Source organism: Fuscovulum sp., from assembly GCA_035192965.1.
Taxonomy (GTDB): Bacteria; Pseudomonadota; Alphaproteobacteria; order Rhodobacterales; family Rhodobacteraceae; genus Paragemmobacter.
In genome coordinates this window covers 1,463,659-1,478,956 of sequence record CP136571.1, presented here as the reverse complement: position 1 = coordinate 1,478,956, position 15,298 = coordinate 1,463,659, and the positions used below count along the sequence as shown (strand labels likewise).

Genomic DNA, 15,298 nt, shown 5'->3' with positions numbered 1-15,298 from the left:
GTTCTTATTTATAATATGATAAATAACGAAATCTGGCAAGGAAGTCTGGATGTCTCGGCGTGCGGTCATCTGTGGCGGTTCCATCGGCGGGCTGTTCTGCGCCGCCTTTCTGCGCAAGGCCGGGTGGGACACGGTTGTTCTGGAACGGTCGCGCAGCGAATTGTCGGGGCGCGGCGCGGGGATCGTCACCCATGACCTGCTGCTGGATCTGATTGCCCGCGCCGGGGCGCCAATCACCGAGTTGGGCGTGCAGGTGCAGGATCGGGCGGCCTTTGATTTGGCAGGTGATCGCGTCGCCACCCTGCCCTTGCCGCAGATCGTCACCTCATGGGACCGCGTTCATTCCCTGTTGCGCGCATTGGTGCCGGATGGTGGCTATCGCCTCGACAAGGCGGTGGCGCGCTATGATGACCATGGCGACAGCGTCAAGCTGACCTGCGAAGATGGCAGCCAGTTCGAGGCTGACGTGCTGATCGGGGCGGATGGCTTCCGCTCTGCCCTGCGCGGACAGATGCAGCCAGAGGTGCAGCCCGTCTATTCCGGCTATGTCGTCTGGCGCTGTCTGGCCCGTGAAGCGGACCTGCATCCCGACCTTCGCGATCAGGTGTTCGACAGTTTCGGGTTTTTCCTGCCGCAGGGCACGCAGATCCTTGGGTATCCGATTGCAGGGCCCGGCAATGACCTGCGGCCGGGACACCGGCGATACAACTTTGTCTGGTATGCCCCGGTTGAGGCGGGCGAACTGGCCGACATGCTGACCGATGCCAAGGGCATTCATCACCCTGTCACCATCCCGCCGCCACTGGTGCGTGATGATGTGCTGGACCGGATGCAGGGTTTTGCCCGCAACCATCTTGCCAAACCGTTCCTTGAGGTTCTCGCTCGGTCCGAGCGGCCCTTCTTCACCCCGATCTACGACCATCTCTCGCCCGTCTTTGCCGCCGGACGCGTGGCCCTTGCCGGGGATGCCGCCTGTGTCGCGCGGCCCCATGTCGGCATGGGGGTGACCAAGGCCGCCGCTGATGCCGAGGCGTTGGCGCGGCACCTGACGGCAGGAACGGTGACGCAGGCGCTGGCAGCCTATAGCACCGAACGCCACGCCGCCGCCGCACTGGCCCATGCGACGGCGCAACGTCTGGGCCGCTATATCTTTGCAGGGCCGGATGAGGGCAGCAACCAAGACGGCCGCAACAACCCCAACCTTGCCCGCATTATGGCCGAGACGGCGGTTGTTCCCGCCGCCCCGGATTATCCCGTTACTTGATGGCCTGCGGGTTGATGGGCGACCCGCATCCCCCCGGCACGTTCATCGGCGGCGCGCAGAAGAAGAATTCGTAAACCCCATCCGCCGCGCAATCCTCGGCCAGTTCCTTGACGAAAAAGATTTCGCCCATGGTGATCCCGATGGCCGGGATCACCACCCAATGCCAAGGCTGGTTCGCCTCATCCGTTTCATTCGGACGCACTTCGCAACCCCAGGTATCGGCGCAGATCGCCGCGATGTCGTGCTGGCGGATCCAGTAGGCCGTCTCGAAGGCAAGGCCCGGCGCATCGCCGCCCGCATAGCCGGTCCAGTCACCTTTGGCGAGGCAACGCTCCTGATGGCCGGTGCGCACGATCACGAAATCGCCGCGCCGGATGTCCACCCCCTGTGCCGCCGCCGTGGCATCAAGATCGGCGTTGGTGATCGGATAGCCGTCGGGCAGGGAATCGACCCCCTTCCACCGCGCCACATCCAGCAGGACGCCGCGCCCCACCATCTTGTCGCGGGTGTGTTCGATGCCGTTCTTCTTGGCCCCCTGCACGTCGACCAGCGTGGCCGGGTAGCCGTTCCACATCTTGTCATCGAGAAAGATATGCGCCAGCGCGTCCCACTGCGTTGAACACTGCATCGGCAGATTGATGGCATCATCGGCATAGCGCAGATAGGCCTTGCCATCCCCATCTTGCACGCCCGCCACCGCATCCGTGCCGGTCGCCAGCATCTGGTGCAGCGGGTTCCAGCGCCCCCCGAACAACCCCGACTGGATCTTTTCATCCAACGGCAGACCCAGCGCGAATGTCTTGCCGCGCTTGATCAGCTTTGCCGCGGCGGCCACATCTTCGGGCGTGACTAGGTTCAGGGTTCCGATCTGATCCTCCGGCCCCCAGCGACCCCAGTTCGACAGTTCCTGCGCCGCCTCATAGATCTTGGCGCGATTGACCTTCATTGCCATCCTCACTCCTCCCGCTATTCTTGCGGCGCTGCCGCGTTGTTATTTATCGCACGATAAAGAAAACGCCGTCAGCACGCAACGCAAGAGACAACGCCCCCGGGCGGACAGGTGATGGAACGTGACAGAGCCCGAAACGCAGCCAGACAGCCCGACCGCCCTACCCCCGCTTGCCCGCCGCACCCGCCTATCGCCCGCCGCGCGCAAGCAGGAAGTGCTGGCCGAGGCCATCCTGTATTTCGCCGATGAAGGCTTTGATGGCGGCACGCGCGGGCTGGCAAAGCGGATGGGGATCACGCAACCGCTGCTCTATCGCTATTTCCCGTCCAAAGACGATCTGGTGAATGAGGTGTATCGCGCCGTCTACCTTGACCGCTGGCAAAGCGGCTGGGAGGACACGATCCGTGACCGGCAGCTTCCGATCGAGACGCGGCTGCACCGTTTTTATCAGAGCTACACCTCGGTGGTGTTTGACCGGAACTGGCTGCGGATATTCTTCTTTGCCGGGCTGAAGGGCCTTGATCTGAACGCGCGCTACCTCCAGCGGGTGGAAAGCGCGCTGCTTGGCCCGATCTGGGCCGAAACCTGCATCGCCTTTGGTCAGCCCGCACCTGCGGCGCAGCAGACGGGGACACATGATCTGGTCTGGCAGATGCACGGCGCGATATTCTACCACGGCATCCGCCAGCAGATTTACGGCGACCGTTCGGTCAGCATCGACCAGACGATCACGCTGGCCATTAAAACCTATCTGGGCGCGGCGCAGGATCACTTGGGGTGAACTGACCACAGGCCCTTTGACCATGCACGCTGCATGGCTATGAACCAGAACAGGAAGACGATGACTTTGCACCCAATCAGCGGACCCTTCGCCTCGCTGCCGATGTATGACCGCCCCGAACTTCAAACAGAGACGGATCGCTATTGGGCGCTGATCCGCGACGGTCTGGCGGCGCGCGGGATCGCCGCGCCCGAGGCATTGCGCCGGGGGGATGCCGTGCTGATGCCGCAATGGGAGAGCGCCGATCTGATCCTGTCGCAGACTTGCGGCTTTCCCTATCGGGCGCGGCTGCATGGCCGGGTGGAGCTGGTCGGTACGCCGGATTTCGGCAATGACGGCTGCGCGCCCGGATACTACCGGTCCATCCTGATCGCACGGGCGGACGATCCGCGCGGCCGCTTTGCTGAGTTTGCAGGCGCGGCGCTGGCCTATAATGACGGGTTGTCGCAATCGGGATGGGCGGCACCGATCAACCATGCCACAGCAACCGGCATCCGGCTGCGTCCAGGGGTGGAGACCGGATCGCATCGCGCCTCGGCCCATGCCGTAGCAGAGGGGCGGGCAGAACTGGCGGCGATTGATGCGCTGACCTGGTCGCTCATGTGCGAGTTTGAAGACATGTCGCGCGTCAAGGTGATCGGGGCAACAGATCCCACCCCCGCCCTGCCCTACATCACCGCGAAGGGGCGCGACGCCGAGGCCATCCGCGCGGCGGTGGCCGAGGCGATTGCCGCGCTGACCCCGGCAGATCGGGCAAGGCTGCGTCTGCGCGGGATCGTGCAGATTCCGGCATCGGCCTATCTTGCGGTGCCCATCCCGCCATCGCCTGAACAGATCGCGCAGGAAAACTGATCAAATCGGCAGCGACCCGGCGGAAGTTGTGCCGAATGGCCGTTGCATTGCCCCGAATGATGCGCCTTACTCCACCACCACATTCACCAGCGCACCGAGCAAAGTGACAGATCACAGCCCCGATACGCCCGTCATCCGCATTCGCAACCTGCACAAGAGCTATGGTCAGCTTGAAGTGCTCAAGGGTGTGGATCTTGTCGCGCCGCGTGGGCATGTGATTTCGCTGATCGGATCTTCGGGTTCAGGCAAATCAACCCTGCTGCGCTGCTGCAACATGCTGGAGGAAAGCCAGGACGGCGAGATCGAGTTCGAAGGCGAGGCCGTCCGCTGGAAAGGTCACGGGTCGAGCCGCCATCCCGCCGACAAGGCGCAGGTCATGCGGATGCGCACGAACCTTTCCATGGTGTTCCAGCAGTTCAATCTGTGGTCCCACCTGACCATTCTTCAGAATGTGATGGAGGCCCCGGTCACGGTGCTGAAGCGCGATCCGAAAGAGGTAGAGGAAAAGGCCCGCGCCTATCTGGCAAAGGTGGGCATCGTCGAGAAATGCGACGCTTGGCCTGCCCAACTTTCAGGCGGCCAGCAACAGCGGGCGGCCATTGCCCGCGCGCTTTGCATGGAGCCGCGCGCGCTGCTGTTCGATGAACCGACCTCGGCCCTGGACCCTGAACTGGAACAGGAAGTGGTCAAGGTCATCAAGGCGCTTGCCGAAGAGGGGCGCACGATGATCCTTGTCACCCATGACATGAAGCTTGCCGCCGATGTATCGGACCATGTGATCTTTCTGCACAAAGGAAAGATCGAAGAAGAAGGCCCGCCCGACAGGCTGTTCGGCAATCCGCAGACCGAAAGGCTGCGCGGGTTTCTGTCTGCCACCGCCTGAGGCGGCCAAAACAATAGCCTATCAACCCAAGGGAGCTACCCAATGAAGAAAATGATGCTTGCCACCGCGCTTCTGGCGCTGACTGCCGGCGGATCGCTTGCGCAGGACGTTGTCCGGATCGGCACCGAAGGCGCCTATGAGCCCTACAACTATATCGATCAGGCCACCGGCGAACTGACCGGGTATGAAATCGAACTGGGTAACGAGCTGTGCAAGCGCGCATCGCTGAACTGTGAATTCGTGCAGAACGCCTGGGATTCGATCATCCCGAACCTGCAGTCGGGCAACTACGACATGATCATGGCCGGCATGTCGATCACCGATGAGCGGGAAGAAGTCATCGACTTCAGCCAGAACTACATTCCCCCGGCCTCCTCGGCCTATCTGGCCCTGACGGCGGATGCCAATGTCGGCGAAGGCGCCGTGGTGGCCGCGCAAACCGGCACGATTCAGGCGGGTTATGTGGCCGAATCCGGCGCGACCCTGCTGGAATTCGCGACCCCGGATGAAACCGTGGCCGCTGTGCGCAATGGCGAAGCGGATGCCGTATTTGCGGACAAGGATTACCTCGCCCCGATCGCGGCAGATTCGAACGGCGAAGTCGTTCTGCTGGCCAATGAAGTGCAGCTTGGCGGCGGCGTCGGTATCGGCATGCGCGAAACCGACACCGAGCTGAAGGAAAAGATGAACGCAGCCATCCAGTCGATGAAGGATGACGGCACGCTGAACACCATGATCACCAAATGGTTCGGCCCCGAAGCCGCGACCTTCTGATCAGGCGGGGGCGGCGATCACGCCGCCCCCCTTTCCCCGATGTTCGAATATTGCGCCGATCCTTCGCAACTGTCCGGCTTGACCTGGCTGAGCTGCTACCTGACCACAGGGACGCATTTCAATTTCTATTGGTCTTTCCTGACGGTGCTGATGCTGCTGGCCGTGACCGCGCCCACAGCGCTGGCCTTCGGCTTCGGCGGCGCGATGATGGCGCGTTCACCCGTTTTGCCGGTGTCGCTGATCGGGCGCGGCTATATTGCCGCGGTGCGTGGCGTACCGGACATCGTCTATTTCCTGTTTTTCGTCATCGCGTTGGACCAAGGGCTGGAATGGGCCAAACACCTGTTCGTCTGCGATGATCTGAGCCAGCCGGTCTGGCAGGGCACCGAGTTCCGGGTCTGTGCTGCGGCCAAGGTGCCCTTGGCAACATCCGCGGCGATCTGGCATTCGGCCTATGCCTTTGCGATTGCGGTCTTTACCTTTGCGCTGGTCTTCGGGGCCTTTGCCGCGAACGTCCTGTACGGCGCGATGCAGGCGGTGCCACGGGCGCAACTGGAAACCGGCGAAGCCTACGGCATGACCCAGCGGCAGGTGTTCCGCCGGATCCTTGTGCCGCAGATGTGGGTTTTTGCCCTGCCCGGCCTGTCGAACCTGTGGCTTATCCTGATCAAGGCGACGCCTTTGCTGTTCCTGCTTGGGATTCAGGACATCGTCTATTGGGCGCGCGAATTGGGCAGCGCCAAGACAAGCGGGAACAACCCCTATCCGCATGGCGACTGGCGGGTGTTCTATTTCCTGGCCCTGCTGGTGTTCTACCTTGCCTTCACGCGGGTGTCGGAAATTGTGCTGGGTCGCCTGACGCAGCGCCTGTCCAGCGGACAGGCCACGCTGGGCGGCGAACAGTTGCGCAAGGCGGGGGCCTGAGATGGAGCCGATGACCTGCTTCGAGACCATTCAGGCCTACGGCCTGCGCTCGCTCGGGATCGGTGAGCGGCTGCTGCCCCGGTCGGATTTCACCCTGTGTCAGCATTTCACGCTGATCGGGTCAGGGATGATCTGGAACATCTATTTCGGCGTGCTGGCCCTACTGTTCGGCTTCTTTTTGGCCAATGCGCTTGCGCTGGCCAAGGCGAGCCGCAGCCCTTGGACGCGCAAACCCGCGGAATGGTTCATCTTCGTCTTCCGGGGATCGCCGCTCTTCATCCAGTTCTTTCTGGCCTATGAAATGCTGGTCCTGCTGCCCAAGGCCGGGATCAATGTCATGGGCATCACGATCGAAACCGCCTGGACAACCCGCGCCTGGGCCGGGGCGCTGTTCGTGCTGTTCCTGAACACGGCGGCCTATTCGGCCGAAATCTTCTATGGCGCGCTGAAATCCGTGCCCAAGGGCGATGTCGAGGCGGCGGATGCCTATGGCCTGACGGGGTGGTCGCGGTTCCGGCGCATCCTGTGGCCCACGATGCTGCGGCTGGGATGGCCTGCCTACACGAATGAGGCGATCTTTCTGTTTCACGCAACGACGCTGGTCTACTTTTCGGGCTTTCCGGCGTTTCAGCAGAAGGGCGACGCGCTTTATTACGCCAACTTTTTTGCCGACAAGACCTTCAACCCTTTCATCCCCTATCCCATCGTGGGGTTCTATTTCATCATCCTCACGCTGCTGCTGATCTGGGTGTTCAACCGCATCAACCGCTATCTGAACCGGCATTTGCCTTCAAATATGACGGGCAGAATCCGCTTGCGTGCGCAGGTGATCCGATAGTAACCTTGATTTGATCAAATTCCCCGGCCGCCGGCCGGGTCTGCACAAGCTGCGGCGCAGGGCATGGGGCCCGGCGGACATGGGATCGAACACAGGGGAAGGATCGGGGCCGGGCATATGCTCCCCCGCCTGAAAAAAACGATGATGAAGGATTGGCTGAGAAAGCATCCCGATGTCCGCACCATTCGCGTCGCGGCCGTGGATCTAAACGGGCAGGCGCGCGGCAAACGCGTTCCGGCCCGCTTTGCGGAAAATGTGACCAAGAACGGGACGCGGTTCCCCTTTTCGGTTCTGAACCTGGATATCTGGGGCGAAGATATCGACGACAGCCCGCTGGTGTTTGAACAGGGTGATCAGGACGGGGTGTTGAAACCCACCGAACGCGGCTTCATGCCGATGCCATGGCTTGAGGCGCCCACCGCGCTGCTGCCGATCTGGATGTTCCGTGAAAACGGCACGCCCTATGAGGGTGACCCCCGCCATGCGCTGCGGTCGGTGGTGGAAAAGTTCAAGGAACGCGGCCTGACGCCTGTCGTGGCCATGGAGCTGGAGTTCTTCCTGATCGACGACAGCGGCAAGACGATGCAAGTGCCCGCGTCACCCCGATCTGGCAAGCGGCGGAAAGCAGCGGAAACGCTGTCGATCCGGGCGCTGGATGCCTTTGATACCTTCTTCACCGATCTGTATGACGCCTGCGAGGCGATGGACATTCCCGCCGATACGACCACGTCGGAAACCGGGCTTGGCCAGTTCGAAGTGAACCTGATGCATTGCGACGATCCCTTGCGGGCCGCCGATGATGCCTGGCTGTTCAAGATGCTGGTCAAGGGTCTGGCACGGCGGCACGGCTTTGCCGCCAGTTTCATGGCCAAACCCTATCCGGAATATTCCGGATCCGGCCTGCACACGCATTTCAGCCTGATCGACGAAGATGGCCGCAACGTGTTTGACTCGGGCGGTCCCAAGGGCACCGCGACGCTGCGCTCGGCCGTGGCGGGCTGCCTGAACGCAATGCACGATTCCACGCTGATCTTTGCGCCGCACCAGAACAGCTATGAACGGCTGGTGCCGGGCAAGCATGCGCCCACCGCGATCTGTTGGGGGTATGAAAACCGGACCAGCGCGATCCGCATCCCGGCGGGCAATCCCAGTGCACGGCGGGTGGAACACCGCGTCGCGGGCGGGGATGTGAACCCCTATCTGATGCTGGCGGCCATCCTTGGCGCGGCACTGGACGGGATCACACAGGCGATGGAACCGCCCGCGCCGATCACCGGCAACGCCTATGCCGTCGAAGACTTGCCGCAGATCCCGGCCACCTGGGAAGCCGCGATCGAGGCGCTGGAGCACAGCAGCATCGTCCCGCGCTTCATTCATCCGGAACTGATCAAGAACCTGATCCAGACGAAGCGGCAGGAACTGCACTACATCGGCGAACTGAGCGAAAGTGAAAGGGTCGAACTCTATCTCGACACTGTCTGAGTGTGACGAGGCCTGAATTTTCGCAGAAAATTCGTTGGCCTCGTCCGGCATAGGGGGCAACGATCTTTCTGCGAAAGATCAGCCCCCTTGCCGAATGCGATTGTCAGGCACTACCTTTGATCACGGCAGAACAGGCGAACAGCATGCGGATCGGCATTCTTCAGACCGGACTTGCCCCCGAGGCCCTCGCTCCCAAGATGGGGGATTACCCCGACATGTTCGCCCGCCTGTTGGACGGTCATGGCTTCACCTTCCAGACTTGGAAAGTTGTGGAAGGGGAGTTTCCCGCCTCTGTCCAGGATGCCGATGGCTGGCTGATCACGGGGTCGCGGCACGGGGTTTATGAAGACCATCCCTGGATTCCACCACTGGAGGATTTCATCCGGGCGGCCTTTGCCGCGCGGGTGCCGGTTGTGGGCATCTGCTTTGGTCATCAGATCGTGGCGCAGGCCATGGGCGGCAAGGTGGAACGCTACAATGGTGGCTGGGCGGTGGGCGCGACCGAATATGATTTCGGCGGCGAAACACTGCGCCTGAACGCCTGGCACCGCGATCAGGTGATCCGCGTGCCAGAGGGCGCGCAGGTGATTGCCACCAACGAATTCTGCGCCAATGCCGCGCTTCTTTATGACGACCGCGCGCTGACGGTGCAGGCCCATCCGGAGTTTCGCCCCGATTTCATCGACGGCCTGATACGGACAAGGGGCAAGGGGCTGGTTCCGGACGAGGTCATGGCAGAAGCCACGGCCCGGATGGACCTGCCGATCCAAGACAAGACCATGGCGGGGCGTATCGCCGCCTTCTTCAAGGAACCGCGCGCCTGACGGATGGGCGCGCGGGCAACCGCAAAACAAGAGATTACACATGTCCAAGTGGACCGAGAAACTGCCCGAAGCTGCGCGTGATTTCATCGCAGGCCGCCGGGTTGATGAAGTGGAATGCATCATCGCCGATATCGCCGGCGTGGCGCGGGGCAAGGCGATGCCCGCTTCGAAATTCGCCAAGCAGGCCAGCTATTTCCTGCCCAACTCGATCTTCCTGCAAACAATCACCGGGGAATGGGCTGACAATCCGTCAGGTGCCTTTACCGAACCGGACATGATCCTTGTGCCGGATTTCAGCACGGCCACTGCCGCGCCCTGGACGGCGGATGTGACGCTGCAAGTGATCCATGACGCGCAGGATCAGCAGGGCAATCCCGTTCCCACTGCCCCGCGCAACGTGCTGAAAAAGATCGTCGCGCTTTACAATGCCGAAGGCTGGCAGCCGATCGTTGCGCCCGAGATGGAGTTTTTCCTGACCGCCCGCAACCTTGATCCGAACATGCCGGTGATGCCGCCGATGGGCCGGTCCGGCCGCCGCGCGGCGGGCAAACAGGCCTATTCCATGAGCGCGGTCGATGAGTATGGCAAGGTGATTGACGACATCTACGACTTTGCCGAAGCGCAGGGGTTCGAGATTGACGGCATCCTCCAGGAAGGCGGCGCCGGGCAGGTGGAAATCAACCTCGCCCATGGCGATCCGGTCGCGCTGGCCGATGAGATCTTTTTCTTCAAACGCCTGATCCGTGAGGCGGCGCTGCGGCATGACTGTTTCGCCACCTTCATGGCCAAACCGATCGAGGGCGAACCCGGATCGGCCATGCATATCCACCATTCGGTGGTGGATATGAAAACCGGCAAGAACATCTTTTCCGACAAGAAGGGCGGCGAAACGCCGGAGTTCCTGCATTTCATCGCCGGGATGCAAACCCACCTTCCCGCCGCTGTTGCCCTTCTGGCCCCTTACGTGAACAGCTATCGCCGCTACGTCCCCGATTTCGCAGCACCCATCAATCTGGAATGGGGGCGCGACAACCGCACCACCGGCCTGCGCGTGCCAATTTCGGGGCCCGAGGCGCGGCGTCTGGAAAACCGCCTCGCAGGGATGGATTGCAACCCCTATCTCGGCCTCGCCGCCAGCCTGGCCTGTGGCTATCTGGGGCTCAAGGCTGGCAAGATGCCGCGTCCGGAATGCACGCAAGACGCCTATAACATGGAAACAGACCTGCCCTACAATCTGGGCGATGCGCTGGATCTGCTGGAAGAAGATGCTGCCCTGCGCGAAGTGCTGGGGGTGGAATTCTGCAATGTCTACGACAGCGTGAAGCGCAATGAATACAAGGAATTCCTGCAGGTCATCAGCCCGTGGGAACGTGAGCATCTGCTCTTGAACGTCTGATGCGCCTGAACCTGTTGCACGCAAATGACCGGGCGGGGGAATATCCCCCGTCCTTCTACGCCGCCACGCGCGCCGAGTTTGCGCCCCTGACCCCGCTGGCGGGCGAGGTGCGTGCTGATGTCTGTGTTATTGGCGCGGGCTATACCGGCCTGTCCGCTGCGCTGAATCTGGCACAGCGCGGCTATCGCGTTGTGGTGCTAGAGGCGCATCGCGTGGGCTTTGGCGCGTCGGGCCGCAATGGTGGGCAGGTGGGCAGCGGGCAACGGCTGGATCAAGAGGCGCTGGAGGCAACGGTAGGCCGCGCCGACGCGCGCCGCCTGTGGGATCTGGCGGAAGAGGCCAAAGGCATGGTGCGCGGCCTGATTGCCGAGCATGACATGCCGGTGCGGTTCCACTCTGGCATCGCCCATGCCTGCTGGACAGCGGCAGAGGCGCGCGATGCGCAGGCCTATGCCGAAAAACTGCGCCGCGATTATGACTATGATCAGGTCGAAACGCTGTCGTGCGATCAGATGGCGCGGCTGATCCCATCCGGCGTGTTTGCCGGGGGCGAGGTGGACTGGGGCGCGGGGCATGTGCACCCGCTGAACTATGCCATCGGCTTGGCGCGGGCGGCGCTGGCGGCGGGTGCCGTGATCCATGAACGATCCGAGGTGACGCGGGTCGATCAGGGCGCGAAACCGGTGGTGCATACGTCCGAGGGCCGGGTGACCTGCGATCACCTGATCCTTGCCTGCAACGGCTATCTTGGCGGGCTGGTGCCGCAGGTGGCCGCCCGGGTGATGCCTATCAACAATTTCATCGTCGCAACCGAACCGCTGGGCGACCGGGCGCGCGAGGTGCTGGCCGAACCCGTCGCCGTGGCGGATACGAAATTCGTGGTGAACTACTGGCGGCTGTCCGAGGATAACCGCCTGCTGTTCGGCGGCGGCGAAAGCTATGGCTATCAGTTCCCCGACATCATCCAGACCGTGCGCAAGCCGATGCTGGAGATTTATCCTGCATTGCGCGATGTGCGGATCGACCACGCATGGGGCGGAACGCTGGCCATCACCATGACGCGCAATCCGTGCTTCCTGCGCGTCGCGCCCAATATCCTGTCGGCCTCCGGCTATTCCGGACATGGCGTGGCGCTGGCCACTTTGGCCGGGCGGTTGCTGGCGGAAACGGTTGCCGGACAGGCGGAACGGTTCGACCTGATGGCAACCCTGCCCACTCCGCGCTTTCCGGGCGGGGCTATGTTGCGCTGGCCAATACTGGTTCTAGCGATGACTTGGTTCTCCCTCCGCGACAGGTTGGGGTTCTGACTGTCCGCTTGGGCGATTTCCCGCCATTGAACGGGGGGAAAAACCTGCTGTCGTAAAGATGTCACTGGAAATGTGGCATCTGTCCCTTTACACAAAAACAGAAGAAGAGTTTCAGAAAAGGTGCAGGATGGCTCCTGACGGACAGACGCTCGCCCCCAATGTCTATGACTCTGAGGCGATCCCCGATGCGGCGCGGGCCGAGATCGACCGACTGCTCGCGACCGGTGACCTGTTCCGCTACACCGCCCCGGAAGGCGCCCCCGTTGCGCTGCTGGAGGCCGAGTTCGCCGCACTTCTGGGTGCACGCTATGCGCTGGCCGTTTCCTCCTGCTCTGCCGCTCTGTTCCTGTCGCTCAAGGCGCTGGACCTGCCGCGTGGTGCAAAGGTTCTGATCCCGGCCTTCACCTTCGCCGCCGTGCCCTCCTCGATCGTGCATGCTGATTGCGTGCCGGTTCTGGTTGAGGTGGGTGCGAATTACCGCGTCGATATGGCCGATTTCGAAACGAAGCTGGCCAATGCCTCGGCCGTGATGATCAGCCACATGCGCGGCCATACGTCCGATATGGATGCGATCATGGCGCTGTGCGATGCGCGCGGCATTCCGGTGATCGAAGATGCGGCCCATTCGCTGGGCACCACATGGAACGGACGCAATATCGGCACCATCGGCAAGGTGGGCTGTTTCAGCTTTCAGTCCTACAAACTGGTGAATGCGGGCGAAGGCGGGATCATGGTGACGAATGATCCGGAACTGGCTGCGCGGGCGATCATCATGTCGGGCGCCTATGAGGAAAACTGGAAGAAACATCCGGGCCTGTCGAACAGCTGTGCGCATTGGCAGAACAAGCTGCCCCTGTACAATCTGCGCATGCAGAACCTGTCGGCGGCCGTGATCCGCCCGCAATTGCCCGAAGTGGCCCGGCGCGTGACGCAAGGGCGTTCTAACCACGATTGGGTCGCGGCACAGTTGAACAGCAGCGACTGGATGCAAGTGCCCCCTGCCCTGCCGCAGGAGTTGCGCGCGCCGGACTCGATCCAGTTCAACCTGACGGGCGACTGGACGGATGATGAGGCGCGCGCCTTCCAAAAAGCCGCCAAGCGGCGCGGGGTTTCGGTGCAGATTTTCGGCCTGTCCGAAGGGAACGCCCGTGCCTTCTGGAACTGGCAATTCCTGACCGATCTGCCCGAGTTGCCGCAGACACGTGCAATGCTGATGCGCGCCTGCGACGTACGCCTGCCGGCCCGGCTGACCGAGGCAGAGCTGGATTACATCGCAACCGCCATTCTGGAGGCTGCCCACGACGTAAAGGGCTGAGACAAAGAATTTTCAGCGAAAATTCTTTGATGCGATCTTTCTGCGAAAGATCGGAAGATCCTTTTTCAAAGGATTTTCGCTAAGGCAATCTTTTCCATGGAAAAAATTGCAGCCTTACAGAACCTTGAGCGCAGAGCCAAGCCAGGGCCAGGTCGCCTGTGCGGGATCAACCACCTGCGCCTGCAAAAGTCGGCGCAAACGGGCGGCCACTTCACCCGGCATATCGCGCAGAACACCCGCGCGGGCGTGCAAGGACAGGGTCCGTCCCAGCGGTTCAAACGGCAACGGGCGCAGGTCCACCGCGCCACGGAAGCGGGCTGCCTGATGCAGCGCAAGCGGCGTCAGGATCGTCCAACCCGCACCTGCAGCCACCATCGCAAGAATGGGGGTATAGCTGTCCAGTTCAAACTTGGTCCCGATACGGATGTTCTGGCGGGCCAAATGGGCGGCGATCTGGCGCCCCATCAGATGGCGGCTGGTGTAGTGGATCAGCGGAAGATCAGCGAAATCCCCCACCCCTTTCGGCGCGATGGCCAGAAACGGTTCCGCCAGCAGGGGATGCACCTCGCGCCAGCCTTCGGACATGTCCAGCGTCGCATCGGCGGCCACGACGATATCCAGCGCGCGGGTGGATAGGCGCTCCAGCAAATGATGGCTCGCCCCGGTTTCCAGCAGGAAGCGGCACCCCTTCAACTCACCCGCCAGTTCGGCCAGCAATCGCGGGGTGACCTCGGCATCCAGATCCTCGATCATTCCCAGTCGCAGTGTCGTCAGCGCTGAAAGATCGGATTGGGCCAGTTCCGCCCGCGCCTCAGCCTCGGCATTCAGGATCACCTGCGCGTGGCGGCGGAACATGGTTCCGGCCGGAGTCATGGTCATGGGGCGGGCGCTGCGGTCCAGTAGCGTGGTGCCAAGCGCGGCTTCAAGCGAGGAAAGCTGTTGGCTTACCGCTGACGGGCTTACGCCCAGCCGACGCGCCGCAGCCGAGATAGCGCCTTCCTCGGCGGTGGCGAGAAAGACCTCGATCCCCCAGAGCGTGACGCGACCCTGGCCTTCGGACATGGGTCGCGCCCCCTTTCCCGGTCAGAGTTTCGACAGCTTCTTTTGAAGCTCGGCCAGCTGGCGTTTGATTTGGGCCAGTTCTTCATCCTTGGAACCAGCCTCTGCTGCCGGTTCTTCCTTGCCATGCGGCGCGCCGGTCCAGCCGGGCAGGCCACCCATGAACGCCTGCATGAATACCTCTTGCTGCTTGCGCATCGCCTCGAACCCCGGCATCGCGGCCATGGGGTTGGGGATGGACGAGATATTTTCCATCATCTTGGATTGCCCATCACGCAGCATCTCGAACGAGGCGGCGAGGAACTGAGGCACCACGGATTGAATCTCGGTTGTGTAGGACCGGACAAGATCGGTCAGCACCCCGATGGGCAGCACATTTTCGCCCTTGGATTCATGTTCGGCCACAATCTGAAGCAGATACTGGCGGGTCAGATCATCGCCGGATTTCAGATCGACGATCTGCACCTCGCGCCCGGCCCGGATGAAACCGGCGATGTCCTCCAGCGTCACGTAATCGGACGTCTCGGTGTTGTAGAGACGGCGGCTGGCATAGCGCTTGATCAACAGCGGCTTGTCGGTATCGGCCATGGGCCACCTCCCCTTACGTTTTGCAGCCGCAGTGGCTGCAGTGCAGAGAAGCTTAGGACATG

General features: G+C 62.2%; 15 protein-coding genes. 12 read left to right on the top strand and 3 right to left on the bottom strand.

The features are described from left to right. The first annotated feature begins 49 nt into the window (after positions 1-49). Complete coding sequence (locus tag RSE12_07255) at positions 50-1,264, top strand: FAD-dependent monooxygenase (GenBank protein WRH64122.1); 1,215 nt, start codon at positions 50-52, stop codon at positions 1,262-1,264. On the opposite strand, the gene RSE12_07250 is transcribed toward RSE12_07255, so the two are convergent. After that, positions 1,257-2,216 carry a cyclase family protein gene (locus tag RSE12_07250; protein WRH64121.1) on the bottom strand — a complete coding sequence of 320 codons (960 nt, stop codon included), beginning with the start codon at positions 2,214-2,216 and terminating at the stop codon, positions 1,257-1,259. The genes RSE12_07255 and RSE12_07250 overlap by 8 nt on opposite strands. 118 nt (positions 2,217-2,334) lie before the next feature. Between RSE12_07250 and RSE12_07245 the strand changes: the two genes are divergently transcribed. The 11 genes from RSE12_07245 (at position 2,335) to RSE12_07195 (ending at position 13,589) form a co-directional block, all read left to right on the top strand. Further along, positions 2,335-2,994 carry a TetR/AcrR family transcriptional regulator gene (locus RSE12_07245; GenBank protein WRH64120.1) on the top strand — a complete coding sequence of 220 codons (660 nt, stop codon included), beginning with the start codon at positions 2,335-2,337 and terminating at the stop codon, positions 2,992-2,994. Positions 2,995-3,096: 102 nt separating this feature from the next. Further along, complete coding sequence (locus RSE12_07240) at positions 3,097-3,846, top strand: PhnD/SsuA/transferrin family substrate-binding protein (GenBank protein ID WRH64119.1); 750 nt, start codon at positions 3,097-3,099, stop codon at positions 3,844-3,846. Between the two features lie 103 nt (positions 3,847-3,949). Continuing rightward, entirely contained in the window at positions 3,950-4,729 is a 780-nt protein-coding gene (locus RSE12_07235) for an amino acid ABC transporter ATP-binding protein (GenBank protein ID WRH64118.1), read from the top strand. 42 nt (positions 4,730-4,771) lie between these two features. Next, entirely contained in the window at positions 4,772-5,503 is a 732-nt protein-coding gene (locus tag RSE12_07230) for a transporter substrate-binding domain-containing protein (GenBank protein ID WRH64117.1), read from the top strand. A 39-nt stretch (positions 5,504-5,542) separates the two neighbouring features. Further along, positions 5,543-6,427, top strand: coding sequence for an ABC transporter permease subunit (locus RSE12_07225; protein WRH64116.1), 885 nt, complete (start codon positions 5,543-5,545; stop codon positions 6,425-6,427). A gap of 10 nt (positions 6,428-6,437) precedes the next feature. After that, positions 6,438-7,265 (top strand): ABC transporter permease subunit, encoded by an 828-nt coding sequence (locus tag RSE12_07220; protein WRH64115.1) that lies wholly within the window; start codon positions 6,438-6,440, stop codon positions 7,263-7,265. Between the two features lie 144 nt (positions 7,266-7,409). Further along, a complete protein-coding gene (locus tag RSE12_07215) occupies positions 7,410-8,747 on the top strand; it encodes a glutamine synthetase family protein (protein ID WRH64757.1) in 1,338 nt (445 codons plus the stop codon). 143 nt (positions 8,748-8,890) lie between these two features. Further along, positions 8,891-9,571 (top strand): type 1 glutamine amidotransferase, encoded by a 681-nt coding sequence (locus tag RSE12_07210; protein ID WRH64114.1) that lies wholly within the window; start codon positions 8,891-8,893, stop codon positions 9,569-9,571. A gap of 40 nt (positions 9,572-9,611) precedes the next feature. After that, positions 9,612-10,967, top strand: coding sequence for a glutamine synthetase family protein (locus RSE12_07205; GenBank protein WRH64113.1), 1,356 nt, complete (start codon positions 9,612-9,614; stop codon positions 10,965-10,967). A gap of 5 nt (positions 10,968-10,972) precedes the next feature. Next, positions 10,973-12,274, top strand: a complete 1,302-nt coding sequence (locus RSE12_07200) for an FAD-binding oxidoreductase (GenBank protein WRH64756.1) — start codon at positions 10,973-10,975, stop codon at positions 12,272-12,274. Positions 12,275-12,401: 127 nt separating this feature from the next. Then, complete coding sequence (locus RSE12_07195; GenBank protein WRH64112.1) at positions 12,402-13,589, top strand: aminotransferase class I/II-fold pyridoxal phosphate-dependent enzyme; 1,188 nt, start codon at positions 12,402-12,404, stop codon at positions 13,587-13,589. A gap of 114 nt (positions 13,590-13,703) precedes the next feature. On the opposite strand, the gene RSE12_07190 is transcribed toward RSE12_07195, so the two are convergent. Both RSE12_07190 and phaR read right to left on the bottom strand, forming a co-directional pair. Beyond that, positions 13,704-14,651, bottom strand: coding sequence for a LysR family transcriptional regulator (locus RSE12_07190; GenBank protein ID WRH64111.1), 948 nt, complete (start codon positions 14,649-14,651; stop codon positions 13,704-13,706). A 21-nt stretch (positions 14,652-14,672) separates the two neighbouring features. Continuing rightward, the gene (gene phaR / locus RSE12_07185) at positions 14,673-15,236 is read right to left on the bottom strand and encodes a polyhydroxyalkanoate synthesis repressor PhaR (protein ID WRH64110.1); all 564 of its coding nucleotides are present in this window, start codon (positions 15,234-15,236) and stop codon (positions 14,673-14,675) included. Between the last annotated feature and the right edge of the window lie 62 nt (positions 15,237-15,298).